Origin of the sequence: Nonomuraea rosea, from assembly GCF_039539705.1 — a bacterium.
In the GTDB taxonomy this organism is placed as follows: domain Bacteria; phylum Actinomycetota; class Actinomycetes; order Streptosporangiales; family Streptosporangiaceae; genus Nonomuraea; species Nonomuraea rosea.
Genome location: NZ_BAABDQ010000078.1, coordinates 1 through 24,133 on the forward strand (window position 1 = coordinate 1; position 24,133 = coordinate 24,133).

24 protein-coding genes and 1 pseudogene are annotated in these 24,133 nt (G+C 69.4%); 14 read left to right on the plus strand and 11 right to left on the minus strand.

Annotated features, from left to right (window positions below; all coding sequences use genetic code 11):
• A partial coding sequence (locus ABEA43_RS66020; protein WP_345580589.1) for a MerR family transcriptional regulator occupies positions 1–263 on the plus strand: 263 nt, incomplete at its 5' end.
• Positions 264–310: 47 nt separating this feature from the next.
• Here ABEA43_RS66020 and ABEA43_RS66025 read toward each other — a convergent pair.
• Positions 311–547 carry a hypothetical protein gene (locus ABEA43_RS66025; protein ID WP_345580592.1) on the minus strand — a complete coding sequence of 79 codons (237 nt, stop codon included), beginning with the start codon at positions 545–547 and terminating at the stop codon, positions 311–313.
• Between the two features lie 81 nt (positions 548–628).
• Between ABEA43_RS66025 and ABEA43_RS66030 the strand changes: the two genes are divergently transcribed.
• Positions 629–943 carry a hypothetical protein gene (locus ABEA43_RS66030; RefSeq protein ID WP_345580595.1) on the plus strand — a complete coding sequence of 105 codons (315 nt, stop codon included), beginning with the start codon at positions 629–631 and terminating at the stop codon, positions 941–943.
• Positions 944–1,023: 80 nt separating this feature from the next.
• On the opposite strand, the gene ABEA43_RS66040 is transcribed toward ABEA43_RS66030, so the two are convergent.
• From ABEA43_RS66040 to ABEA43_RS66060, 5 genes are all read right to left on the minus strand, one after another.
• Positions 1,024–1,545, minus strand: coding sequence for a hypothetical protein (locus ABEA43_RS66040; RefSeq protein ID WP_345580659.1), 522 nt, complete (start codon positions 1,543–1,545; stop codon positions 1,024–1,026).
• Between the two features lie 604 nt (positions 1,546–2,149).
• Positions 2,150–3,568 carry an amidase gene (locus ABEA43_RS66045; protein WP_345580600.1) on the minus strand — a complete coding sequence of 473 codons (1,419 nt, stop codon included), beginning with the start codon at positions 3,566–3,568 and terminating at the stop codon, positions 2,150–2,152.
• Positions 3,569–3,983: 415 nt separating this feature from the next.
• On the minus strand, positions 3,984–4,640 hold the full coding sequence (locus tag ABEA43_RS66050; RefSeq protein ID WP_345580603.1) for a response regulator: 657 nt from the start codon (positions 4,638–4,640) through the stop codon (positions 3,984–3,986).
• Positions 4,637–5,821, minus strand: coding sequence for a sensor histidine kinase (locus ABEA43_RS66055; RefSeq protein WP_345580606.1), 1,185 nt, complete (start codon positions 5,819–5,821; stop codon positions 4,637–4,639). The genes ABEA43_RS66050 and ABEA43_RS66055 overlap by 4 nt, the downstream gene beginning before the upstream one ends.
• A gap of 5 nt (positions 5,822–5,826) precedes the next feature.
• Positions 5,827–8,106, minus strand: coding sequence for an MMPL family transporter (locus tag ABEA43_RS66060; RefSeq protein WP_345580609.1), 2,280 nt, complete (start codon positions 8,104–8,106; stop codon positions 5,827–5,829).
• Positions 8,107–8,461: 355 nt separating this feature from the next.
• Here ABEA43_RS66060 and ABEA43_RS66065 point away from each other — a divergent pair.
• The 7 genes and pseudogenes from ABEA43_RS66065 to ABEA43_RS66095 form a co-directional block, all read left to right on the plus strand.
• Positions 8,462–8,879 (plus strand): annotated as a pseudogene (locus tag ABEA43_RS66065) (IS5 family transposase); the annotation flags it as partial.
• Positions 8,880–9,352: 473 nt separating this feature from the next.
• Positions 9,353–9,763, plus strand: coding sequence for a PASTA domain-containing protein (locus ABEA43_RS66070; RefSeq protein ID WP_345580612.1), 411 nt, complete (start codon positions 9,353–9,355; stop codon positions 9,761–9,763).
• A 369-nt stretch (positions 9,764–10,132) separates the two neighbouring features.
• Complete coding sequence (locus ABEA43_RS66075; protein WP_345580615.1) at positions 10,133–10,507, plus strand: GntR family transcriptional regulator; 375 nt, start codon at positions 10,133–10,135, stop codon at positions 10,505–10,507.
• On the plus strand, positions 10,504–11,409 hold the full coding sequence (locus ABEA43_RS66080; RefSeq protein ID WP_345580618.1) for an ABC transporter ATP-binding protein: 906 nt from the start codon (positions 10,504–10,506) through the stop codon (positions 11,407–11,409). Before ABEA43_RS66075 ends, ABEA43_RS66080 begins: the two co-directional genes overlap by 4 nt.
• Positions 11,406–12,101, plus strand: coding sequence for a hypothetical protein (locus tag ABEA43_RS66085; RefSeq protein ID WP_345580621.1), 696 nt, complete (start codon positions 11,406–11,408; stop codon positions 12,099–12,101). The genes ABEA43_RS66080 and ABEA43_RS66085 overlap by 4 nt, the downstream gene beginning before the upstream one ends.
• Before the next feature lie 112 nt (positions 12,102–12,213).
• Positions 12,214–12,447, plus strand: coding sequence for a hypothetical protein (locus ABEA43_RS66090; protein ID WP_345580624.1), 234 nt, complete (start codon positions 12,214–12,216; stop codon positions 12,445–12,447).
• Between the two features lie 210 nt (positions 12,448–12,657).
• Entirely contained in the window at positions 12,658–12,972 is a 315-nt protein-coding gene (locus ABEA43_RS66095; RefSeq protein WP_345580627.1) for a hypothetical protein, read from the plus strand.
• Between the two features lie 76 nt (positions 12,973–13,048).
• Here ABEA43_RS66095 and ABEA43_RS66100 read toward each other — a convergent pair whose 3' ends face one another.
• On the minus strand, positions 13,049–14,167 hold the full coding sequence (locus ABEA43_RS66100; protein ID WP_345580630.1) for a serine hydrolase domain-containing protein: 1,119 nt from the start codon (positions 14,165–14,167) through the stop codon (positions 13,049–13,051).
• A gap of 65 nt (positions 14,168–14,232) precedes the next feature.
• Between ABEA43_RS66100 and ABEA43_RS66105 the strand changes: the two genes are divergently transcribed.
• Complete coding sequence (locus ABEA43_RS66105) at positions 14,233–14,517, plus strand: hypothetical protein (protein WP_345580633.1); 285 nt, start codon at positions 14,233–14,235, stop codon at positions 14,515–14,517.
• A 197-nt stretch (positions 14,518–14,714) separates the two neighbouring features.
• On the opposite strand, the gene ABEA43_RS66110 is transcribed toward ABEA43_RS66105, so the two are convergent.
• From ABEA43_RS66110 to ABEA43_RS66125, 4 genes are all read right to left on the minus strand, one after another.
• On the minus strand, positions 14,715–15,527 hold the full coding sequence (locus ABEA43_RS66110) for a DUF2306 domain-containing protein (RefSeq protein WP_345580636.1): 813 nt from the start codon (positions 15,525–15,527) through the stop codon (positions 14,715–14,717).
• 185 nt (positions 15,528–15,712) lie between these two features.
• Complete coding sequence (locus ABEA43_RS66115; protein ID WP_345580639.1) at positions 15,713–18,532, minus strand: ATP-binding protein; 2,820 nt, start codon at positions 18,530–18,532, stop codon at positions 15,713–15,715.
• Between the two features lie 530 nt (positions 18,533–19,062).
• Positions 19,063–19,743: a response regulator gene (locus ABEA43_RS66120; protein WP_345580642.1), complete on the minus strand. Its 681-nt coding sequence runs from the start codon at positions 19,741–19,743 to the stop codon at positions 19,063–19,065.
• The gene (locus ABEA43_RS66125; protein WP_345580645.1) at positions 19,722–20,942 is read right to left on the minus strand and encodes a sensor histidine kinase; all 1,221 of its coding nucleotides are present in this window, start codon (positions 20,940–20,942) and stop codon (positions 19,722–19,724) included. The genes ABEA43_RS66120 and ABEA43_RS66125 overlap by 22 nt, the downstream gene beginning before the upstream one ends.
• Positions 20,943–21,092: 150 nt before the next feature.
• Here ABEA43_RS66125 and ABEA43_RS66130 point away from each other — a divergent pair, with 150 nt between their 5' ends.
• The 4 genes from ABEA43_RS66130 to ABEA43_RS66145 all read left to right on the plus strand — a co-directional run bounded on the left by ABEA43_RS66130 (position 21,093) and on the right by ABEA43_RS66145 (position 23,843).
• Positions 21,093–21,578, plus strand: a complete 486-nt coding sequence (locus tag ABEA43_RS66130; protein ID WP_345580648.1) for a DUF6326 family protein — start codon at positions 21,093–21,095, stop codon at positions 21,576–21,578.
• 134 nt (positions 21,579–21,712) lie between these two features.
• Positions 21,713–21,844: a hypothetical protein gene (locus ABEA43_RS66135; protein ID WP_345580651.1), complete on the plus strand. Its 132-nt coding sequence runs from the start codon at positions 21,713–21,715 to the stop codon at positions 21,842–21,844.
• A gap of 297 nt (positions 21,845–22,141) precedes the next feature.
• Complete coding sequence (locus tag ABEA43_RS66140) at positions 22,142–22,954, plus strand: tyrosine-type recombinase/integrase (RefSeq protein ID WP_345580653.1); 813 nt, start codon at positions 22,142–22,144, stop codon at positions 22,952–22,954.
• 316 nt (positions 22,955–23,270) lie between these two features.
• Positions 23,271–23,843, plus strand: a complete 573-nt coding sequence (locus ABEA43_RS66145; protein WP_345580656.1) for a hypothetical protein — start codon at positions 23,271–23,273, stop codon at positions 23,841–23,843.
• The last annotated feature ends 290 nt before the right edge of the window (positions 23,844–24,133 follow it).

The window sequence follows — 24,133 nt, forward strand, 5'->3', positions numbered from 1 at the left end:
CCGCCGAGATGCTCGGCGTCACCGCCACGTTCCTGCGGGCTCTGGGCGCCGCCCACCTGATCGAGCCGAAACGCTCAGGCGGCGGTCACCGCCGCTACTCCCGCTACCAGCTGCGCCTGGCAGCCAGGGCCCGCGAACTCGTCGATCAGGGCACACCCGTGGAAGCCGCCTGCCGCATCATCATCCTGGAAGACCAGCTCGCCGAGGCACTACGCATCAACGCCGCCTACGAACGCGAGCACGGACGCACAGCCGGAAACTGACACGGCGGCCTGGTCTCCGACACGCGGGCCAGGCCACACCGCGCACCTCAACGACAGGTGCGCTCCCAGAGAAACCGCTTGTAGAGCGAGCTGGCCTCGCCGGATCGCTGCAGCAATGCCTTCGACCGGAACGGTGCCCGCACGCGTGGCATGGCCTCCTCCAGCGACGCCTCCACCAAGAACGCGGCCCGTAAGCCGGTGATCGTCAAGATGCGCTCCAGCCGGGGCGGGTTGCCCGCCAAGATGCTGACCGCCTCGATCCGCTCATCTCCACCAGATCGCACGAGGGTTGACACCTACAGGCGGCGGGACCGGTGAGCAGTCCGGTCCCCTCGCCATGTGAGCCGAGCTCCGAGAACGTTGCAGTGCTGCGCTACCGGTTCCGCACCGCCCCCTCCGGCGGGATGAGCGTCGGGGCCGTGCTGAACAAGCTGGCCGAGACCGCCGAGCACGTCGGCGAGTTCGCCCGCGAGTTCGGCGAACAGAACTGGGGCGACATGGACGAGGACGAGACCGCGGGCTGGCGCAAAGTGCTCGCGGACCTGGAAGCCGCCGCTGCGGCCTTCCGCCGCACCGTGGACCTGACGGCTGTCGGCCGCGAGACGCTCTCGCCGGACGGCCAGGCGCCGAGGCAGAGGCCATGCCCCGTCTCGGTCAGGAGGCCGTCGCGGCGTAGATGAGGGTGCCGGCGCGTTCGAAGGGGACCGGGGTGCCGTTGAGGAGGACCTTGGTGGCGGCCGGGGCTTCGATGGCGATGGCCTTAGTCGTATCCACGCTGGCCGTCAGGTCGGTGCCGTCGATGCGCACGGTGCCGTCCGTGCCGATCCGCACGGCGAGGTCGTTCACCGCCGTGGGCGACTTGACGATGGCCGGAGTTGACGGACGCGATGATCGCATCCTTGTATCGGCTCATCAGGAAAAATCCGGACTTGCCGCTGGTGATGGTGCCCGTCACGTCCGCCGTGACCGTCGTCGTCCCCGGGCCGACCGCCACCGTCTTGACGTACACCTCGCCGGTCCCCAGCGTCCAGATGTAGCTGGGCGTCAGCTCCAGCGCGCCCGGCCAGGTGGTGTGCGTGAAGCCGCCCGCCTCGATCGCCGGGCGCGAGCGGCAGTACTCCAGCAGCCTCTGCTTGGCCAGGGTGTAGTCCCCGGCCTTGGCCGCGTCCCCCACCGGCACCAGGCCGGGGACGCTGTAGTCCAGCCGTGGCCCGTACTCCCACGCGCCTGCGGTCCACTTCCCGAAGAAGCCCGCGACGGCCAGCCGTCTGAACGAGTACATAGGAAAACGGTAGGAGTAGCCGGTATACCGGCGGTATGTCGTCAGATGCCGATCGCGGCCATGGGCTGCCGGAGGCGCCGCGCCGCCTCCGTGATCGACCCCGAAAGCAACGGATAGACCCGCGAAGTGTGCCAGCTGGTCCAGCGTAAGCCGCTGCTGGACTGTGACCTTCGCGCGCAATCCGGGTCTGGCCTTCGACGACACCGGAGGAGTAGGGCAGGGTGAGTCCGGCCACGGCGGCGGCGTGGTCACGCTCGAGACCCTTGACGAAGGTATGCAGATGGGGCAGGTCATCGCTGCGGACGCCGGCGGCACCGACCAGCAGCGCCACGGGAAGAGCCCACCACCACATGGAACGTGGCGGACCCAACTCGGCGGACGCGCGACCGATGCGGAGCGGCGCGCTCCGGGACAGCAGGGGGTTGGGGCGTGCCGGAGGCCCTGTTGGACGGCTGGAAGCTCCCCGGAGGGTGCCGGGTGGACCTCCAGCCAGTCGCGCGGGTTGAACGGGGCCACTTCGCCCGGGTCGGTCCGGCGCAGCTGCAGGTACGGGCGGTAGGCGCGGGGGCCGGCTGGTCGGGGAGCACGTGCCTCCCCAACGTTGTCAGGCGTTGCCGACGAAGACCGGGGGCGTCCGGCCCTTCCACGGCATGGCCTGTTCCAGGTAGGCGGCGATCTGGAAGAGCAGATCCTCGCGGCCGTGGGCGGCGATGAGCTGTACGCCGATCGGCAGCCCGTCGTCGCTGTGGCCGAGCGGCAGACTGATCGCCGGATGACCGGTGATGTTGAACAGCCCCGTGAACGGCCCATAGTCCGTCAGCGCCGCCCCCCAGGTGCTCAGGGTGTGGCCGGGGTCGTCGTAGCGCAGGGTGCCGTGCGGCGCCGGCAGACGGCCCATCGTCGGCGTGATGAGCAGGTCGTACTCGGCGAGGAACGCGCTCACCGATCGGGTCACCCGGTTCTGCGCGTTGAGCGCGGCCAGCATGTCCAGTGCGCTGCACTCCCTGCCCAAGTGGAGGAACTGCCGGGAGACGGCCTCCATCATGGCCGGGTCGGGCTGCCGGGGGGCCAGCAGGAGCAGGGAGGCCAGCGCGACCGCCTCGGCCATCCCGGCCAGCATGACGGCCTCCCCATCGACGTGCGGGCCGCACTCGCGGACGATGTGCCCCGCCTGCTCCAGCACCTGGCCGGTCAGGACCGCCGCGGCGGCGACCTGGCCGTCGACCGGCGTGCCCGACCAGGGCCTGGTGGTCAACGCCACCCGCAGCCGGCCCGGGTCGGCGCCGATCTCGTCCGCGTACGGGCGGCGCGGGGGCGGCGCGGTGTACTTGTCGCCGATCCCCGGTCCCTGCACGGCGTCCAGCAGGCAGGCCGCGTCGCGGACGGTGCGCGTCAGCACGAACTCGTACGCCATGCCGAGCAGCGCCTCCCCCGCGTCGGGCCCGCATGTGACCCGGCCTCGGGTCGGCTTGAGCCCGACCAGCCCGCAGCAGGAGGCCGGGATCCGGATGGAGCCTTGCCCATCGCTGCCGTGGGCGACGGGCACGGCGCCGGCGGCGACCAGCGCGGCGGCGCCGCCGCTCGACCCGCCCACGCCTCTGTCCAGAGCCCACGGGTTGCGGGTCGGGCCGTATCTGACCGATTCGGTGGAGAAGCTGGCGCACAGCTCCGGCACGGTGGTCAGGCCCAAGGTGACCAGTCCGGCGGCACGGAATCGGGCCATGAGATCGGTGTCGTGGTCCGCGACGATGCCCGGCAGAGCGTGACTGCCGAGGGTGAAGGGCACTCCCCCGGCCACCGGGCCGTGGTCCTTGATGAGGAACGGCACCCCGGTGAACGGCGCGTCCGCCGCGTGGTCGAGCGCGGGTGCGAAGACCGGCAGCGCCAGGCCGTTCACCTGCGCGTTCGCCACGGCCAGAGCCTGCCGGGCAGTGGTCTCGACCTCGTCGGCGGTGACCTCGCCCGCCCTGATCAGATTCCGGATTCCGACGGCGTCGTACCTCGCGTACTCATGGAGTTTCATGAGAAATCCATTTCTCGGCGTCCTGGACGCCTGTGCCTCGATCACAGCTGGAATGGCGGACAGCGCACGGCAAGCCGTTGGGCAGGGGCGCCGCCGATGGTGAACAGCCTGAACGGGGTGATGGTCGCGACATCGGGCCGGCGGCTCCGGGGACCATCACAGTCAGTGATCGGGGTAGATCTATGCTCGGTACATCACCACCCATGCTGGTGGCGGCCGCCCGGGATCGTCCACTGGTTTTCTCCGGCTGCAGACCGGGGGCCGGGTTCCGATGTCGTCGAGGGCGGGACCAAGTAGCTCCGAGGATGCGCTCTGGATGGTGATGGCATGCGTTGTTCGCGCGCTGCGCGAGCGGCTGCTGGTACTCCTCCCCCAGGACTCACCGCTGGCCGGGTTGAGCACGGGGACTTGGTGCTCAGCTACGCCGTAGCAGGCCGCGTTCCATGGCGACCACTACTGCGTGGGTGCGGTCGCGGGCGTCGAGTTTGGCGAAGATCCGCAGCAGGTGCGTCTTCACGGTGGCTTCCGCGATCACCAGGCGCTTGCCGATCTCGGCGTTGGACAGGCCGTCGGCGACGGCCGACAGCACCTCCTCCTCACGTGCGGTCAGGGGTACCTGAGCGGGCCTGCGCATCCGGGCGACCAGGCGTTCGGCGATCCTTGGGGCCAGCACCGTCTCACCACGGCAGGCGGCGCGGATGCCGTCGGCGAGTTGCTCGCGGGTGGCGTCCTTGAGCAGGTAACCGACGGCACCGGCCTCCACCGCGCGTTCGATCTCGGTGTCGGTGTCGTACGTGGTCAGGATCAGTACCCGGGTACGCACCGGGGCCGCGGTGATCTCGGCGGTCGCCGTTACTCCATCCATGATGGGCATCCGCAGGTCGAGCACGGCCAGGTCCGGTTCCAGACGGAGCACCAGCTCGACCGCTTCCCGGCCGTTCCCCGCCTCACCGACGATCTCGATGCCGCTGTCGGGGGCGAGCAGCGCAAGGACGCCGGCCCGCATCACCGAGTGGTCGTCGGCGACCACGATGCGGACACGGTGCTGGATGTGCTGGGATGTGCTGGTCACGTAGTGTTCGTCCTCAGAGGTATCGCCGCCAGGATCCGGGTTCCGGCGCCGGGCGCACTGGTGATGGTGAGTTCGCCACCGAGTTCGGCCAGCCGCCGTCGCATGCCGTCCAGGCCGAACCCGATGGACTCGCTGGTATCGAACCCGCGGCCGTCATCGGTGATCTCCAGTTCGATGGCCTCCGGCCGCTGCGCGAGCACGACGCCCACGGTGGTGGCCTCGGCGTGCTTGCGGATGTTGGCGAGGGATTCCTGGGCGCAGCGCAGCAGGGTGATCCGGCCGGTCTGATCACACTCAAGGTCGGGTAGCTCGGCCACCATGACCAGCCCGGTGTCCTCGGTGAAGCGCCGCAGGGTGCGCCGCAAGGTGTGGGAGATCGGGTCAGGAGCGAGGCCGCTGCGTGGCGCGGACCCGACCAGGGCCCGTGCCTCGGTCAGGTTCTCCCTGGCGGTCTGCTCGATGGACCGGAGCTGGTCGGTGGCGCGTTCGGGATCTTCGCGCAGGTTCGTCCGCGCCGCCCCCGCCAGGGCCACGATCGAGGCGAAGCCCTGGGCGAGGGTGTCATGGATCTCTCTGGCCATCCGCTCGCGTTCCTCCGCTGCTCCGCTGCGGCGATGCGCCTGCGCCAGCTCCTGCTGGGCGTCCGCGAGCTGAGCCCGCAGCCGGGCCCGTTCGTCACGCAGTGCCAGGGCCCGGGGAGTGGCTACGGACAGCAGCACGGCCACCGCCCACACCGCTGCGGAGGAGACGGTGTTGGTGGTCAGGTTCTCCAGGTTCCAGCCGACCCTGAGGGCTCCGCCGATGGTGATGGCGGCGGCCCCCAGCCCGCTGGAGACGATGGCGGGCACCAGCGCGTTCACGTAGATCATGAACTGCGGGAGCATCACCGTGTACAGCACTCCGTACCCCGAGCGCAGATAGGCGAGTTCGCCGAGGCCGGCGATGAGCACGGCCACGTAGGCGTACCCCCACATGGTGGGGTTTCCCTTGCGGGTGCGGACCAGGAGACAGCAGGCGCCCAGCCCGGCCATCAGCGCCAGCGATCCGTACTTGGGTGCGGGCGGCAGGTCGCTCAGTGCGGTGATCAGGGCCAGCAGGCCGATGATCGCCCACGAGAAGGCCTCCCACCAGTGGAGCATCCAGATCCAGAACGGGTCGCCGCGCTGTGGCCGTTTGAGCATGGGGGTCAGCGTACGGTTTCCGCGAAAGGCACCACGGTGGCAGGGTGGGCGCCGCCGCCGGCGGCCGGGCCGCGCCGTCCGGGCCAGGCCCGCTCGCCCAGCAGCCGCAGCGCCGCGGGCAGGATCAGCAGCCTGATCACGAAGGCGTCCAGCAGTACGGCCAGGGCCAGGCAGAAGCCCATCTGCTTCATCTCCGTCAGGTGCAGGAAGACGAAGGCGGCGAAGACCGTGACCATGACCACGGCTGCGCTGGTCACCACCTGGGCCGAGCGGCCGATGCCCTCCACCGCCGCCTGCCGGGCGGGCATTCCGTGATCCATCGCCTCCTTGATCCGGCTGATGACGAAGAACTGATAGTCCATCGAGAGACCGAAGAGGATCACGAACAGGAACAGCGGCACCCGGGAGGCGATCGCGCCGAGCGACTCGAAGCCGAGCAGCCCCTCGGCCCAGGTGCCCTGGAAGACGACGACCAGCGCGCCCAGCGCCGCCCCCGCCGACAGCAGGTTGAGCAGCACCCCGAGCAGTGCGATGACCCAGGAGCGATAGACCAGCAGCGTCATCAGGAACGTCAGCAGCAGCAGAGCGCCGATGACCAGGGGCAGCGTGCCGCTTTCATGCTGCACATAGTCCTGGCCACGGGCGACGTCACCACTGACCGCGATCTCCGTACCGCCGATCTTGCCGACGGTCGCGGGGATGTAGTTCTCGCGCAGGTGGCGCAGGGAGGCGACAGCCTTCGCGTCCTGGGCGGGATGAGGGACGGCCAGTTCCAGTACGGCGGTGCGGCGGTCGGCCGAGATGCGGATGATCGGTTCGGCCGGCCGGTCCGTGACGCCGGTGGCCGTGGCGAGCGCGGTGTCGGCGTTGGTGGTGTTCGAGGCGGCGGTGGAGGCGAACAACGGGTCGGACTGAGAGCGCCCGGCGAGGTCGATGAGACCCTGACGGACCTGCGCGGCCTGCTTCGCGCTGGATCGGACCACCACTTCGTGCTTGACCAGGACTTCCGGGTAGGCGGCGGTGAGCCGGTCGTAGGACTGCATGGCCGGGATGTCCCTGGAGAAGGTGTCTCTGCCTGGATCGATCAGGTTGATCGACAGGGCCGGGGTGGCCAGTCCCAGCATCAGCAGCACCGATGCGACCAGGGTGCCGACGGGATGCCGCTGTGCGGGGCGGAGCAGGCGGCCGAGCAGGCGGCCGGGCTCGTGAGCATCGGTGCGCCGGTCGGCGGGCAGGCGGGGGCGTCCGTGTCCGGCCCTCTTCGCGGTACGGCGCTCGGCCCGGCGTCCCAGCTTCACCAGCAGGGCGGGCAGCACGGTCAGTGAGCTGGCCACGGCTACCGCCACCACCAGGATGGTGCCGGTGGCCAGGGAGGAGAAGATGACATCCGAGGCCAGGTAGAGGGTGGCGGTGGAGACGATCACGGCGAGGCCGGAGGTGACGATGGTTCTGCCCGCGGTCGCCGCCGCCAGCTCCACCAGCGCCTCGCCGCTCAACCGTCCGCCGGCATGGGCACGTTCATCGCGTTCCCGCTTGAGATAGAACAGTGTGTAGTCGACGCCGACGGCCAGGCCGACCAGCAGAATCATGTTCGTGCCGACCCCGGCGTCGGGCAGCAGATGCGAAGCGACCATCGATAGGCCCAGCGCCGCGGCGATCGAGGAGAGCGCCAGCACCAGCGGAACGGCGGCCATCACGATCGACCCGAAAACGCCCAGCAGGGTGATCACCGTGACCGGCAACGTGATCTTCTCGGAGAGCGCGAGATCATCGTCACGCTGATCGTTGACGCCCTTGCTGATGGCGGGCGAGCCGGTCTCCTCGATCCTCAGGCCGGGGTACGCCGCGGCGATCTGTTCGGTCTGCGCCAGCAGCGGGACGACGTTCTTCTTGCCCTCCAGCTCGGGGCCGTTGAGCACCACCGGGACCCGCAGAGCCGTACCGTCTCGGGACGCGACGGGCGCGCCGACCCGGTTCACCTCGGGCAGGCGGCGCATCGCGGCGACGATGTCCGCGGCGGCGGCCCTGGCCGAGGATGCGGCCAGCGGTCCTTGCCGGGCAGTGATCAAGATGTGGTCGGTGGGTTCGCGTTGCAGGCCGGCCTGCTCGGCGATGGTCTCGGCACGGCCGGCCTCACCGACCCGGAAGTCCCGGGTGGTCGCCTGGTTGGATCCGAGCGCGATCCCGGCGCCGAGGCACAGGACGACGAAGACGATCCAGCCGATGATCGCGCGCCACGGGTGGTGCGCGCTCCAGCGAGCCGTCGTCACGGGAAAATTCCTCATGCCGACGATATTGCTCGTCAGGCCCCTCACCGCGGCAGCAGCGATGGGTTGAACCTGCTGTCCACCGATCGGTGGACAACAGGCGAAGCTCGGCCGGACTGACGTTGCCGGCAAACTGATGATCTTCCGCCGCCGAGAACGGGATCACCTGCGGCTGCTACGTTCCAGACGAGCCGTCATGCGAACGGTCGCGACCGCCGGCGGGGGGCGCCGGTGATCAGCGGCAGCGAGAGCGAGGTGCCGGCCAGGTCGATGGTGACCTTGGCGCCGGTCCCGGGACGCGGAGTTCTCTGCACGTGCGACCACCGTGACGTGCTCGGGACGCGGCTCAGACGGCGGCGCTGAAGGGCGGCCCAAAACGGGGCCGAGCCCGGTCGATCGCGGCAAGCCGGGCTCCAAGCGCCACGTCATCGCCGACGGCAACGGCATCCCCCCTCGCCTTCACCCTGACCGGCGGCAACCGCAACGACGTCACCCAGGTCATGCCGCTGCTGCGGGCGATCCCGCCAGCGGCCCCAGGTGCTGTACGCCGACAGGGGGTACGACCACGACAAGTACCGGCGGCTGGTCTGGGCCACCGGGGTCAAGCCGGTCATCGCCCGCCGGAGCACGGCTCCGGCCTGGGCGTGCACCGGTGGGTGATCGAGCAGACGATCGCGCTGCTGCACTGGTTCCGCCGCCTGCGCATCCGCTGGGAAATCCGCGACGACATCCACGAAGCCTTCATGACCCTCGCCGCCCCGATCATCTGCTGGCGACGCCTTAACCGCTGATCATTCTGTCAGGACTTCTAAGCCATCTCGTTTATGCAGGTCAGTGAGAGCGGTGGCCGTCCGCGCAACGGCGTCCCCCTTTGTCGGTAGTTTCCGTAACGCCTATTGAGATGAGGGTGGTTTCGCGCGGGGTGCCCAGCTCAGCGCATGCTCTGGGCGAGCAACTGGTCGACGTGATTGACCGTGCTCTTGCCGCCGCGATCCTTGACCTGCTGCGCACCCTCATCACGTACCGATCCAGCTCGCCTCGACGTTGGCAACGCCCCTGCCCGTTCAAGCCGGGCGGGGGCGTCCGGCCGGGCACCCATCCCCAGGACACAGAACCCGATCGCAGGCTGACAAGATTGCGGGCACGACGAACGCAGGCCTTTTTCTGCATGTCCAGATTCGGACAGCGCTGCGTGACAACCCGATCACACATTTCGCCGTCTCATCTCCTGTCACGGTCCACCCCCAAGCCGCAGGAGCGCCCGTTGCTCAAGCAGTCCGCTCTAGCCGTCCTCGCCACCGTCTGCCTCACCGCATGCGGAGCCAGCACCCCGCAAGCCGCCCCGATCCAAACAGTGACCGCGACCGTTCAAGCCACACCGTCCGCCGCCAGCAGCCCCGACGACACCGACCCGCCCAAGCAAGAGCAGACCCCGAGCGGCACCACGGTCGAGAAGAAGAAGCTGCCAGACGTGGTCGGCATGAACCTCCAAAAGGGCCAGGACACGCTGCAGGCAGCGGGCTTCTACGTGCTGAACGATAAGGACGCCACCGGGCGGGGCCGGCTGCAGGTGTTCGACCGCAACTGGGTCGTCACCAGGCAGTCACCTGCCGCGGGGAAGAGGGTCAGCGCGGACACGCTGATCACCCTGTACGCCAAGAAGATCGGCGAATAAGCCTGGCTGCACTCGTCTCGCTCTGTCCATCCCCCGAAACCTCAGGAGCCCGCAGTGCTTCGACGCCTCGTTCCCGCCGCTGTCGCCGGGACCGACGGCAGGTGGGCTCGTCCTGGTCGGCCACCGTTCCTCGTGTCGGTGTCGGTGTCTGCGTCCACTCTGCCCCAGGTGCGCACGGCGCCGCCAGCCGTACGGCCCGATCACAGCGTCCGCTGCGCCCACGCATCCCCCGCCTTTCCTGGAACGGGAAACGGGTCCCGGCGCCGCCGTCGGCTGAGGTCGCGAGACGCCGGGCGGCTTGACAGCCGCGGCACAAGGTTGCATGGTTAGTTACACATGTAGCTAACCAGTTGGGCGGCTAAGCCAGCGATGGACCACGACCGACCGATCTTCCTTCAGATCGCCGAGCTGATCGAGAACTCGATCATCGACGGGTCGCTGGTGGAGGAGGCCCAGGTCCCGTCCACCAACGAGCTTGCCGCCTTTCACCGGATCAACCCGGCCACCGCGGCCAAGGGCGTCAACCAGCTCGTGTCGGAGGGAACGCTCTACAAGCGACGCGGCATCGGCATGTTCGTCGCCGGTGGCGCCCGGGCCCGGCTGCGCGAGCGGCGACGGGAACGGTTCACCGAACAGTACGTGGAACCCCTGCTCGCCGAGGCCCGCAAGCTCGGCATCGGCCACGACGAGCTGATGAAGATGATCGATTCATTCGGTGCGGTTGTCGGGAAGGACCTGGGATGACAGCGGTACTAACCGCACACGGGGTGACCAAGCGCTTTGGTGACGTCACGGCGCTCGACGACGTGAGCTTCGCGCTGGCCGAGCACACGATCTACGGCCTGCTCGGGCGCAACGGGGCGGGCAAGACCACCCTGATGCAGATCCTCACCGGGCAGGCGTTCGCGTCGTCGGGGAACGTGTCGGTCTTCGACGCGCCACCGGTGGAGAACCCGGCCGTCCTGTCGAAGGTCTGTTTCGTCCGGGAGAGCCAGCGCTACCCCCACGTCTACACCGTGCGCCACGTCTTTCACACCGCACGCCGGCTGTTTGCGAACTGGGACGACACGTTCGCGCACGGCCTCGCCGCGGACTTCCAGCTACCGGCCGGGCGGCTGGTCCGCAGGCTCTCGCGGGGCATGCTGTCGGCCCTCGGCGTGACCGTCGGGCTGGCCGCGCGGGCGCCCCTGACGTTCTTCGACGAGCCGTACCTCGGGCTCGATCCGGCCGCCCGGCAGCTTTTCTACGACCGCCTGCTCGCCGACTACGCCGGGCATCCCCGCACCGTGGTGCTGTCCACCCACCTCATCGACGAGGTGAGCGATCTGGTCGAGCGGGTGCTGCTCATCGACCGTGGCCGGCTGCTGCTCGATGAGGACGCCGACGACCTGCGCGGGCGGGCGGTGGCGGCCACCGGTCGGGCGGAGGCCGTGGACGGGTTCGCGGCCGGACGCACCGAGTTGCACCGCGAGCGGTTGAGCGGCCTGGTCCGGTCGACCATCCTCGATGGGCTCGGACCACACGCGAAGGCGCTCGCGCAGACGCTGAACGTCGAGCTGGAGCCGCTGTCGCTGCAGCAACTCGTGGTCCGCCTGACCGTACCGCCGACGACAACGGCGCCGGCGGACCGGGAGGCCGCACGATGAACCGCATCCGTCAGGTGGCCCGTCTCCAGATGCCGGCCTGGCCGCAGATCCTGGGCTGGACGTGGAGCATGGTGGCCGTCACGTTCGGCATCAACCTGTTGAGCGTCATGGCGAACTACGACCCAGGCGACGGCGTGACGACCACCGGCGGCCTGATCAGCCTGTGCGGCATCGTGATCGGGATGGCCACCATCTCGGTCACCCAGATCTTCCCCTACGCGCTGGGCATGAGCGTGACCCGCCGGGAGTTCTACCTGGCCTGGTCGCTGCTCGCGGTCGTCCAGTCGGTGCTCTACGCGCTGGTGCTCTGCCTGCTGCGCGCCGTGGAACAGGCCACCGGCTACTGGGGGATGCGGATGCGCTTCTTCGACCTGCCGTTCATGAATGACGCCAACCCAGTGCTGCTCCTGCTCGGGTACGCGGTACCCATGCTGGTCATGACCCACCTCGGGATCCTGCTCGGCACGTTGCACCTGCGCTGGGGCACCACCGGCGTCCTGGCCAGCCTCACCCTGGCGTTCACAGCGCTCGGGCTGGCCGCCGCGCTGATCACGTGGACCGGGCGATGGCACGCGATCGGCCGCTGGTTGCTCGACCAGTCCCCCATGGCGCTGCTCGCCGGCTGGCCGGTCCTGGTGGCCGCCGCGTTCGCGGTCGGCGGGTACAGGCTCATCCGCCGTGCCACGGCGTAGGCGCGGCGGGCACTCGGCCGCTCCGGACACCGGACAACGCGAACGCCAACATCCGCCGTGATGGGCCGCCAGACTGTCAGCCCTGTCCGCCCCCGTCCTTGGGAGAGATGCAATGACGAACAACAACACGCCCCCGCCCGCCGAAGGTCTCGGGATCTGGGCAAATCTCGGGATCTGGATCGCATTTGGCGCTGCCTTCGGCCTCCTCGTCGGCGTCGTCGTCGGAGGTTTCTTCGACAACCTCACTTACGGAGTCGGGCTAGGTTCGTCCTTCGGTCCGGCCCTGGGTGTGGCCGCCTGGGCCGTCTTCATCGCGCCGCGAAGGAACGCCCGCCGCGACTCCTGAGCGTCGCGCCCGGGTGCTCGGTGGCCACCGTGGCGACCTGCCGGTGGATGGTGGCGATGCTGGGCGGGTTCGGAAAGTCGGGCGCGGTGGTTGACCTGTGATTATGTGGCTCAAGCATGGTCTGAGCACGGGCATCCTGCTGGTGGTGTGGTGATCTTCGCTCTATAGCGTCCTGGCCGCCCTCGGACACGAGTGCCGATCCGGGATGCGGTGTTGCGTCTGGCCCGGGAGAATCCCTTGTGGGGCTGCCAACGCATCAGCGGCGAGCCGGCCGGTGTAGGTCTTCGGGTGCCGCCGAGCACGGTTCGCGACATCCTCAAACGAGCCGGCCTCGAACCGGCGCCACGCCGTACCGGCCCGACCCGGAACCAGTTCCTCAAGGCGCAGGCCTCCGGCATCTGGGCCTGCGACCTCTTCCACGTCGACACCGTCTTCCTGAAACGGCTCTACGTACTGTTCTTCATCAACCACGCCATCCGAGCCATACACATCATGGGAGTCACAGCACATCCGACCAGCGCCTGAGTCGCGCACCAGGCCCGCAACCTGCTCATCGAGCTCGAGCCGCACACGCCCCGACCGCCGTGCGGAGGCACCGAGATCAGGGTCCGGTTATAGAGGGCAGCAGGTAGTCGCGAATGAACGCCCTTGAGTTGATCTCCTTGTTATTACTGGTGTTCTCGCTGGTCACGAGCACGATGTCCGCACTGGGGATTACGTAGATGAACTGCCCGCCGTATCCCCAGGCAAAGTACATCGAACGTCCGGAGATGGTGTGCATCCACCAACCCTCGGAATAGGCAAATGTGTCCTCGACCTGCGTGGTCTGGGCTTGCGCCGCCCGCACCGCACTACGCGGCACGAGCGGCTGGCCAACCCACTTGCCGTCGTGCAGATAGAGCAGGCCGAACTTGGCCATCTCCCGTGGCGTCAGGTAGACGTTGTACCCGCCGGAGAAGATGCCTCGCGGGTCACGGCCCCAATGCTCGGCCGTGATGCCCATCGGTCCGAACAGGTACTGGTGGGCGAACTGGCAGGTGCTCATGCGAGTGGCCTTTTGCAGCACGGCCGAGACGACGTGTGTATTGCCGGTGCTGTAGTTGTACGTCGTGCCAGGGATGGACACGAGCGAACGGCCAAGAATCGCCTGGACCCAGTTCGACGCCTTCTCGACCTGGCTTTCGGTCGAATCCTCCGTCCAGTCGAGACCCGACGTCATCGTCAACATGTGTCGGATGGTGATCTTTTTCTTATCCGGCGACGCATTGCCGAAGTACTCCGGCAGATAGTCGGCCACCGGGTCGTCAAGGCTTCCGATGTAGCCCTTCGCGATGGCGATGTGGACCAGCGCCTGCAGAATACTCTTCGATGCCGAGTGGACGTTATTGCTCCGCTGTGCGCCACTGCCGTGGTAGTACCGCTCGGCCACGAGACGTTCGTGTCGGATGACCAGCACGCTGAACAACGACGCGTTGTTCCCGAGCTTGGTCAGCCCCGTACATAACATGGTGGAATCCATCCCCTGCTCCTCCGGCGGGGTCGGCGACCAGCCCGCACTCCCGTCCTGGGGATCCGTGTACGTCGGATTGCTCTCATAGAACGTCCGACCGTTGCCGGCGATCCGGTCGCAATCGACCGACGCCATCCTGGCCGCCGCCGTTGCCGCCGGCTTCGGCGATGCCGTCTCGGCACACCCGGCCAACGCCAGGAGCGACAGCATCGGCACTATCCAAGTGATCCGCCGCGATTTTTGCTTTCGCAGTCTCATGACTGACTTCATTTTCCTTGCTGGGAGAGCGGCAATCTACCAAGCAACTGACCGACGTCCAGCACGAACTGGAGCGGATGAGCGCGGCCGAGCAGGTCGTTACCCAGATACTCGCCACAGCCGAACGCGGTATTGGCGATCTCCCGACATCCGGCACCTCCACCAGCGCCGGATTTTTGATCATCCCCTATCGGCAGCAGGCCTCCGGCCTTGGCGAACTCCCCACCGACTACCAGCTCCTGCTCCAGACCGTGATGACCGCGGAGGCGCAGAAGAACAGGCCGGCGCGAGCGCGGCGGTAGCTGATCTACAGGTGAAGAGAAAGTCCCAGGGGTGGCCAAGGCGATGGATAGTGCGGGGGCATCCCCGGACGACAAGAGTCCAGAAATCAACCCGGGGCGCACCAGGGCCTCCGACCAACCCGGAGAGGTTCAATCTTCGCGGCCAACACGCTTGTAGATACCGAAGAACCAGCCGATAGCCGCAGCCGGTTCGTCTCCTACGGCGCCTGAGCGTCCCCGGTCGGGACCTTGCCCGAGGTCATCGCCGCTGCGGCGTCCATCGGCGGATCCGCCGGCCCAGAGCGCCGCCCGGCGTCGGCCCGGCGCCGGGCGCGACCGCGCTCCACCAGCCACCATTCCGCGATCAGCAAGGGGACGGTCCAGCCGAGCCAGGTCGTCACGCCGGCGGACGCCTTGATCACCTCCTGCATGTCCCCGCCGTAGGTCGTCTCGAACTCGGGCAGGAAAATGAGGAACATCACCAGACCCCAGAGGCGGTTGGTGATGATCGAGGCGGTCAGCGCGAAGCTGCGCACCATCCACCGACGGTGATCGGCGTACCTGTGCTGCCGGACCATGCGAAATCCGGTGACGGTGAACAGGATCCACAGCGTCGCGAGCAGCATGTTGCTGACTCGCGCGCCATCGCCGTACGGGGTGGCCGCGCCCACGACGAAGCCGGCGAGGCCGCCCGGTATCGCTCCGCCGAAGATGTACACGCGTCCGACCCTGCGGTGTGCGACCGGGTGGCGTTCCCGGAACCACGGCCAGACCTGCAAGCCGCAGGTCAGCAGCGCCACCGAGGAGAACATCACATGCGCGGCCAGGAAGGCATAGTAGAGCGGAAAGCCTTCCGGCGGCGGCACGCGAGACAAGGCCGGATCGAGCGAGGCATAGGGCGGAACGGAGAACGCGACGAAGCCGAGCACCACCAGCATCAGCGGCACGACCCAGGGGCGCTTCCACAGTCGTGGCTTCTGTACGGCAGGCGGCGGCGTGGCGTGATTTGCCGGTCTCGCGAAATCAGTCATGCCCAGAGCTTGGTGTCAGCCGCTGACCACTCACCTACCGCGTGCTTACCGGCGGCATACTGTGTGGTCGGACGCCGTGCGCGAGCCGCCGACTGAGAGCAGCAAGGTGGCCGGGCAGGCGATGGCCAGACAGAACCATTTGTTCTTCATGGCACCCATCGTCCAGAGGGCGCCTGATCGCGTGCCTACCGTTCGCCGGCCATCCGGCTGATCTCGGTCAGCGCGGCGTCGATGCGTGTGCGGGTGTCCTCGGTGCTGTACCACTCCGCGGGGCACTCGTCACGGGCCCGGGTGAGGAGGGCGCGCGCCTGCGCCACGTCGCCGCGTGACAGCTCCATCTCTCCCATGCCGAGATACGCCCAGGCCATCGTCTCCATGGAGCCGTACCTGCGCGACAGCTCGGCGGCCAGCTCGTAGTCGACCCCCGCGCCCGCCGGTTCGCTCAGGCTCAGCAGGGCGTCGCCCCGCCGGCACAGCGCCTCGGCGATCTCCGTCCCGGCGCCCAGCTCGCGTGCCATCGCCAGCGCCTCACCGGCCAGGGCGTGAGCCCTGCGGTGGTCGCCCTGCTTCTGGTGCAGAGAGCCGAGCCCGGACAGCACCAGCACGGTGCCCCAGCGCTCGCCGATAGCCTTGAACGCGGCCAGGCTCCGCTCGAAATGGGCCAGGGCCTGCTCCACGTCGCCGAGCACGTCGAGCACGAACGCCGAGCCGGCCGTGGCCAGCGCCGCCTGCCACGGGGAAAGACTGGCGGACTTCCGCATGACCTCTCCGTAAGCCTTCACGAAGTCGCCGGGCGGTCCCGTAAACATCGACAGCAGCATCATCAGGAACTCGACTCGCTGCGGCACGTAGGTCAGCGGAAGCAGCTCGCGGACCTCCTGCAGGTGGGCACGCAGCTCGTCGTCGATCTCTCCGGCCCAGGCGGTGACGAGCACGCACATGGCGTACTCCTCCTCCATGCCGTCGAACCGGTGTGAGCCAAGCCTGGTCAGCAGCGCGTCGGCCAGACCGGCGGTGGCGGTGCGGTCGCCGCGCATCCACCAGTAGCAGGTGCTGTGCGCCAGCAGCCGCAGCGCCGGCTCCAGCTGCCCCGACTCGGTCGCCCAGCGCACGGCCGCGCTGAGATCGTCGCCCTCCTCGTCCAGCCTGGCCAGCCACTCCAGCTGCTCGTGCGTGCGCAGCCGCGCGTCAGCCGAGACGACCAGGTCCAGGTAGTACGCGGCATGCGCGTCGCGCATCGCCTCCACCTCACCGGACTCGGCCAGCCGCTCCGCGCAGAACGCCTGGATGGTCTCCAGCATCCGGCAGCGCCCGCCTACGAACTCGACCAGCGACTTCTCCGCCAGCGAGAACAGCACCTCCTCCGGCAGGCCGCATACCCGCTCGGCCGCCTCGGGCCGCGCGCCGCCCACGAACACGGTCAGCCGCCTGATCAGCCGCTGCTCGTCCTCGTCCAGCAGGTCCCAGCTCCATGCCACGACCGCGCGCAACGTCTGGTGCCGGGGCAGCGCGGTACGGCTGCCGCGGGTCAGCAACCGGAACCGGTCGTCCAGCCGCGCCGCCACGTCGGACACCGACAGCGTACGCAGCCGCGCCGCCGCCAGCTCGATGGCCAGCGGCAGCCCGTCCAGCGCCCGGCAAATGCGCACGACCTGCGCCGCGTTGCCCACATCCACGGCAAAGCCCGGCTGAACGGCCGCGGCCCGGTCGGCGAACAGCCGGACGGCCGGGTAGTTCAGCGGGTCGTCCGCCTCGGGCGGCGGCAGCCGCAGCGGCGCCACGGGCAGGATCGACTCGCCGGTGATGCCCAGCGCCTCCCGGCCGGTCGCCAGCACGCGCAGCCCCGGGCAGGAGGCCAGCAGCACATCGGCCAGCTCAGCGGTGGCCGCGATGAGGTGTTCGCAGTTGTCCAGCACCAGCAGCAGCTCGCGGGCGGCGAGCGCGGTGACCAGCCGCGCGACCGGCTCCACGATCGGTCCCGTCTGCGGTGTGCGCAGGGCGTCGCGGATGCCGAGTGCGACCAGCACCGCCCTGGGCACGTCCGCGACGTCGGAGACCGGCGCGAGCGACACGAAGCAGACGTCCCCCGGCTCCTGCTCGGCCGCCTCGATCGCGAGCCGTGTCTTGCCCGCGCCGCCCGGGCCGATCAACGTGATCAGCCTGCCAGCCCGCAGGCTCGCGCCGACCTGGGCGAGCTCCTCGGCGCGGCCGACGAAGCTGGTGAGCTGCGCCCGCAGCCCGTACCGTTGAACGGCCGTGCGTGGTACCGACGCGCCGAACGCCGGGTCGGCCCGCAGCACGGCCAGGTGCGCGGCGGCCAGCTCGGGACCCGGCTCGACGCCGAGCTCCTCGTCCAGGATCTTCCGGGCCTCGTCGTAGACGGTCAGCGCCTCGGATTGGCGGCCGCTGCCGTAGAGAGCGCGCATGAGCTGGGCCCGCAGCCGCTCCTGCAGCGGATTGGCGGCGATGAGCCAGCTCAGCTCGGCGACCAGCTCCCGGTGCCGGCCCAGGTCCAGATCGGCCTGCACACGGTCCTCGACGGCGGCCAGCCGCAGCTCCTCCAGCGCCATCGCGGCGGCCTCCGCGTGCGGGGCGTCGGCCAGCGGAGCGCCCCGCCACAGCTCCAACGCCTCCCGCAGCAGCGTGGCCGCCCGGTCCGGATCACCGCCGGCCAGCGCCTGCCCGCCCGCCCGCGCGAGCTGCTCGAATCGCCGCGCGTCCACGTCCTGCGGGTCTGCGATCAGCCGGTACCCGGCCGGATGGAACTCCACCAGGTCCCTGCCCAGCGATCGGCGCAGCCTGGACACCTGCGACTGCAGCGCGTTGGCCACCCCCTCCGGGGGACGAGCGCCGTACATGCCCGCCGCCAGCTGCTCCGCACCTACGATGCGCCCGGCGTGCAGGGCGAGCAGCGTGAGCAGGGCCCGCCCCCGGGGGCCGCCGAGCGCGACGGGCTCGCCGTCCTCGCCCAGCGCGATCGTGGGCCCGAGGATCTGGAAGCGCATGCGTCGATTATCGCGGATGCGGCGGCGACGCGGCCTCCTCGGCATATGTCGGGGTCTGCGGTACGGGCTTGCCCTGGATGCCGAGCGGAAGCGTGCACAGCTGGACGGCCGGCCCTGGCCGCGCCGTTGCCGACCTCCCCACTGTGCCCGGTCCACGCGGCCACCTGGGCGGCGGGTATGTGGATGAGGAAGCGCGACAAGATCAGGTCTCTGTCGTCGGCTCGTGGTCCACCGTTGTGAATCCAGGCTCAGCGCTCAATCGATCAAGCACCCTGCCAAGGTGTCTTCCCCCAAGCGGCCGCCGCCGTTGCGCGTCCAATCGGCACCGCCGGCGGACAGGCTGCCTCCTGCTTCACCCGACCACTACGACGGCTAGGCGACGGCGGTCTTTCACCCCCGTTCGGACAAACAGCGCTTTCCATGGCGCACTGACGCGTTTCTTACCGGCCCCCTCAGTAGGTCCCCTCCCGGGCGGCCGGACCCGAGTGGGACTCCTCGGGTTCGAAGGTCAGCTGCCGCCGGGGTGAAGTTCAGCCGGTCAGGCCGGCGTCGTGGGCGAGCAGGGCGATCTGGGTGCGGTTGTTGAGGTCGAGCTTGTCGAGAATGCGCGAGATGTGAGCCTTCACGGTCGCGATGCTCATGAACAACTCGCTGCTGATCTCGGCGTTGGACCTGCCCCGGCCCACGGCGACGGCCACCTCCCGTTCCCGTTCGCTGAGCAGGCTCAGCACGCGTACGGCGTGCTGCCGCCGGGCGGCGGCGCCGGTGTCGGCGACGTGGGCGATCAACTGGCGGGTCACCGTCGGCGACAAGATGGGCTCCCCGGCCGACACCCGTACGATCGCGCGCAGGATCTCGGCGGGCGGCGTGTGCTTGAGCAGGAAGCCGCTGGCCCCGGCGCGCAGGGCGCGCAGCACGTACTCGTCGGCGTCGAAGGTCGTCAGCACGATGACCTCGGGCGGATCGGGCCGGGCACGCAGCACCTCGGTGGCGGCCAGGCCGTCCAGCACGGGCATGCGGATGTCCATCAGCACCACGTCCGGGGCGCAGGCCTCCACCGCGGCGGGCACCTCGGCTCCGCAGGCCGCCTCGCCCACCACGCTCAGCTCGGGCGAACCGCCGATGATCATCGCCAGGCCGGCCCGTACCAGCGGGTCGTCGTCCACGATGAGAACCCGGATCGCGGCGTTCACCTCGGCCACGGCAGCCATGCCCACAGCCGGAACTCGCTCGCGGCGGTCGGGCCGTACTCCAGCCGTCCACCGGCCAGGCCGGCCCGCTCGGCCAGGCCGATCAGGCCACTGCCGCCGCCCGGGATCCCGGCGACGGCGGTGGCGCCGGCCGGGTTGCGCACCTCGACCGTCAGCCCCTCCCCCGCCGCCCCGCCGACGGCCACCGACACCTGGCCGTCGCGGCCGTGCTTGCGGGCATTGGTCAGCCCTTCCTGCACGATCCGGTACGCGCCGCGCCCGATCGCCGCGGGCGCCGCCGCCGGTTCCCCCACCCGGCAGTCGAGCAGCACCCGCATGCCCGCGCGCCGTGACTGATCGACCAGGTCGGGAAGATCGGCCAGGGTGGGCTGGGGCCGCTCCGGCCCCTCCTCGGACCGGTCGAGGCCGGCGCGGAGCATGCCGATGACCTCGCGCAGATCCTCCACCGCCCGGTGCGCGCTGTCGCGGATCACCCCGGCGGCCCGGGCGACCTCCTCGGGCGCGGCGTCGGGACGAAGCTCCAGCGCCCCGGCGTGCAGGCTGAGCAGGGACAGGCGGTGGGCGAGCACATCGTGCATCTCCCGGGCGATCCGGTCGCGTTCGGACTGGCGGACCTGGGCGAGGTGCAGTTCCCGCTCGGATTCGACCCGCCGGGCCCGTTCGCGCAGGGACTGCCGCCGGGCTCGCACGAACATCCCCCAGGCGAGCACCGCGGCGATGCAGGCGAAGCCCAGCAGGACCTGCCACCAGGGCGGCACCGGGACGTCCGGCCGGACCAGCGACGTCAGGAACGGCACCAGCACGCACCCGGCCACGATCGGGCCGGCCACCGCCACGCGCCGGTGCGCCGCGACGGTGAACAGCGCGATCAGCGCCACCCCCGCGGCCGACATCGAATAGACGCTGAAGGCCACCGCAACCGCCGCGAAGCCGACCGGCCGGCGCCGGCGCAGCCACACCCCCAGGCAGCTCAGCCCGCCGAGGGCGGCGTCCACCGCGAACGGCACCGGTGCGGGATGCTGGCCGAGGCCTTCCACCACGCCGAGCGTCGTGAGACCGATGGCCAGCAGGAACAACGCCACGTCGGCCGCCCAGTCGCGCCTGGTGCGTCCGGCCGGGCGCGCCGGGGCGGGCTCGGGGCCGCTGAGCGCGCTGGCGGGGAGCAGGATCCGATGGTCCAGGCCTGCCGGGGTCGTCACGACCCAAGGGTACGACCGCCCCCGGCCCAGCGGAATCCGACCAAAGTAGATCCCGTACCGCCAACCTTCGGCCATCCGGGTGCCGACCTGCGGCCGTAGCGATGCGCCCGCCCGCCGCGCCAGCCTGTTCCCAGGACCGGTACGGGCAGCTTGCGTCATCACCGGCAGCCGCGCGGAACCGGCCGGGAATCCCCGGGCCCCCGTCCAACGACCCAGAAAGGCGCCGAGGCCGAAATGAGTGACGTGCGAGCAAGACTCTCCACCCTGTGGATCGTCGTCATGTTCACCATGCTTTACGCGGATGTCCTCAGTTTCCTGAACGCCGGATTTCTGCGGGGGCTCATGGCGGGGCATGCAGAGGGCGTTCCCGTCACCCCGCTGCTCCTGGTGGGATCCGCGGTCATGGTCGAGATCCCGATCGTGATGGTGGTGTTGTCGCGTGTGTTGAAACCGGCGGTGACCCGGCGGGTCACCTTGGTGGCGGTCCCGCTGACCGCGGCGTTCATCATCGGCGGCGGATCGGCGAAACCCCACTACCTGCTCCTGGCCGCCGTGGAAGTGGTGTGCCTTGCCGTCATCCTGCGGCAGGCCTGGCGCATGGACACCTCACCCGTCGTGAGCCGTCCTGTGGGATGAGGCTTCGCCGGTGCCGGGGCCCGGCGGGCCTCAAGGCCGCCTCCGTCAGATGCGCGGGCCAACTGGAGCCGGCCGATCCGCTCGCGCCGTTCCTGTTCGGCGCCTCGGGGCTTATGGTGGCTCTCCTGCTCAGCATGCTGACGCTGTTCGGTTTCGGCGCGCTCGGCGATCCGCTCGACCTGAGCCGGTGTCTGCACCTCATGTTGTGCATGGTCGGCCGGATCACCGGGCGCTTCCTCGACCAGGGCTCTCTACCGAATCCCTGAAGGGAGCTGGCAGGAGTCATGGTGACGGCTCGGGGGCGCAGGACGGGAGCCGCGAAGGCCGGAATGACGCGGCCCGGCCGCTGATCTCCTGCGGATGCAGATATCGCGGATGCCAGCCTCTCCCACTTGGAAGTCCCACAAGTCGGTCGCGACCACTTTGCCGTCACCGAAGATGGTGTCCCGCCGAGTGGTGGATCAACGATCTTCGCGTGACGAATGGGGCTGCGTGGACTGAAGAAGTACACCGCTCTGCGGGACGGCGGTCGTCCGGGCTGCTGGGCGGCTGGCCGTACGCTCGTGGCGCGCTCGACCAGCGCCTACCCGGGCTGGGGCGACGTCGTGATCTTCGCCTCGTGCACGGCGGCGCGCATCGGCGAAGTGTCCGGGGTCCGCACGGGCGACATCGACACGGGCACGTGGACCTGGACCCTGCGCAGGCAGACCACACCGAGCCCCGGCGGCCTCGTGGACAAGGGAACCAAGGGCAAGCGAGCCCGCAAGGCGCCGATCATCGCCGAGGTCCGGGAACTGGTCCTGAGACGGATGGAGACCACCGGCGAGGAGCCGGCCGCGCGGCTGTTCACCGGCCCCAGAGGCGGCCGCATCACCACGGCCGTACTGAGAGACGCCACACACTGGGACGAGGTCGTCGCCAACCTGGGCCACGAGCACCTCCGCCGCCACGATCTACGCCACACCGGCCTGACCCGGATGGCCGATGCCGGTGTCCCGATCCATGTCCTGCGCAAGATCGCCGGACATGGGTCCCTGACCACGACGCAGCGCTACCTGCATCCGGACCTGCGCGCGGTCACCGACGCCGGCACGGCGCCGAGTGTGCATCTGCGCCCCCCCAGGGCCCGGGTGGTCCCCAAGTGGTTCCCAGCTCTGGTTGATCAAAGGCAGTGGATGATCGACCGCTGGAAACGAGGAAAGCCCGTCACCTTGGAGAACACTCCAATTGACGGGCTTTGCCCAACCGTCGGGACGACAGGATTTGACCTGCGACCCCTTGACCCCCAGAACGTTGGAGTAGACGTTTCCGCACGTCAAACCACATATGAAACCGAGCCCAATGTTCGCCGACCCGAGCGTTGCGCCCTTACATGAACAGCGTGTTGTCCCAAACTGGTCCCAACACCCATGCCCTGCTTCTGCCCGGCAACAGCCTATGAACACCGCGGTACGAGCACCCGCTCGCCGAACGGGAGCGGGTGCTCGGCGCCCGAGCGCGCTGAGGGCCATCGTGATGAACGAGTTGGACACCGACACCGAGGAGCCGGGCAGATCGCGGCCGCCGCCCAAGCCGAACACCAGCCCGTGACCGATACCGCTCAGCGGCGCAGCACGACCTGCATGTCGGTCGGCGGGGTGGTCACGCAGGTCAACGGCAAAGTGCTCGAAGATGTTAAGTATCGCGCTGTCCATGCTCGCCCTGGATCACATGAAGGACTCCGAGCTGCTCCGCAGCGCCCGCGCGGACATCTCCGCCGAACTCGTCGACCTGTGGCACGGCGGCCCCACCGAGAGCCTCAACGCCTCGCTCTCCCACCGCGGCTGGCAGCCCACCGTGACAGACATCGCCGAGGCCGCGGCCGCCTGCGAACGCCCGATTCCACCCGCGTTCGATCCCGCCCGCGCCGACGCCGGCCGCGGACTGGCCCGACGCCGAGTCTCCGCCGAGGGGCAGCCGCTTGGCGACGTCCAGCCGTACCTCGCCGTAGGGCTGGACGTGCTGCCAGAACAGCGGGGTCAGCCCGCGGCGGTCGGCGGGCTTGAGCAACTGGGCCCATGCGGGGTCGGCGAGGACGTCCTGGAGCATCAGGGTGTTCGTCACACCGTCCTGGTTCAGTCGCTTCTCAAGGACCCGACCTGGGCTGAGCGGCTCACCGACGCCGACCGGCGCGCGCTCAGTCCGCTCTTCTGGTCGCACGCCAACCTGTACGGCACTATCCCAATCGACATGGAAACCCACCTGGACCTGGGCTTGGCCGCCTGAGAAGCGCCTCCAGCCATGATGCGGTCGGCGTGGTACAGGCCCTGGGTGAGCAGGCGGCGCGCGTGCTCGTCGGCCGCGCTGGAGGAGACAAAGGTGATCGCGGAACGTGGTGGCGTCGAAGGCCGGAGCGATCTCGACCAGGTAGGCGGGTCAGTTGTCGATGGCCTGGTAGAGGGTGGTCCAGAAGTCGTGGATGGCGTTCGCCGAATCGGGGGTGGACATCCCGGTCTGGGTGAGCAGGATGCCGACGATGCCGTTCTCGGGGTCGGCGTAGGTGGTGGTGCCGGCTC

Excerpts from the sequence above, each read along its gene's own strand:
- ABEA43_RS66040 (WP_345580659.1), bottom strand. The coding sequence starts at position 1,545 with ATGTACTCGTTCAGACGGCTGGCCGTCGCGGGCTTCTTCGGGAAGTGG.
- ABEA43_RS66115 (WP_345580639.1), bottom strand. The coding sequence starts at position 18,532 with ATGCGCTTCCAGATCCTCGGGCCCACGATCGCGCTGGGCGAGGACGGC.
- ABEA43_RS66055 (WP_345580606.1), bottom strand. The coding sequence starts at position 5,821 with ATGCTCAAACGGCCACAGCGCGGCGACCCGTTCTGGATCTGGATGCTC.
- ABEA43_RS66145 (WP_345580656.1), top strand. The coding sequence starts at position 23,271 with ATGCTCGCCCTGGATCACATGAAGGACTCCGAGCTGCTCCGCAGCGCC.
- ABEA43_RS66080 (WP_345580618.1), top strand. The coding sequence starts at position 10,504 with ATGACAGCGGTACTAACCGCACACGGGGTGACCAAGCGCTTTGGTGAC.
- ABEA43_RS66090 (WP_345580624.1), top strand. The coding sequence starts at position 12,214 with ATGACGAACAACAACACGCCCCCGCCCGCCGAAGGTCTCGGGATCTGG.
- ABEA43_RS66085 (WP_345580621.1), top strand. The coding sequence starts at position 11,406 with ATGAACCGCATCCGTCAGGTGGCCCGTCTCCAGATGCCGGCCTGGCCG.
- ABEA43_RS66075 (WP_345580615.1), top strand. The coding sequence starts at position 10,133 with ATGGACCACGACCGACCGATCTTCCTTCAGATCGCCGAGCTGATCGAG.
- ABEA43_RS66045 (WP_345580600.1), bottom strand. The coding sequence starts at position 3,568 with ATGAAACTCCATGAGTACGCGAGGTACGACGCCGTCGGAATCCGGAAT.
- ABEA43_RS66120 (WP_345580642.1), bottom strand. The coding sequence starts at position 19,743 with ATGGCTGCCGTGGCCGAGGTGAACGCCGCGATCCGGGTTCTCATCGTG.
- ABEA43_RS66060 (WP_345580609.1), bottom strand. The coding sequence starts at position 8,106 with ATGAGGAATTTTCCCGTGACGACGGCTCGCTGGAGCGCGCACCACCCG.
- ABEA43_RS66110 (WP_345580636.1), bottom strand. The coding sequence starts at position 15,527 with ATGACTGATTTCGCGAGACCGGCAAATCACGCCACGCCGCCGCCTGCC.
- ABEA43_RS66100 (WP_345580630.1), bottom strand. The coding sequence starts at position 14,167 with ATGCTGTCGCTCCTGGCGTTGGCCGGGTGTGCCGAGACGGCATCGCCG.
- ABEA43_RS66135 (WP_345580651.1), top strand. The coding sequence starts at position 21,713 with ATGCTGACGCTGTTCGGTTTCGGCGCGCTCGGCGATCCGCTCGACCTG.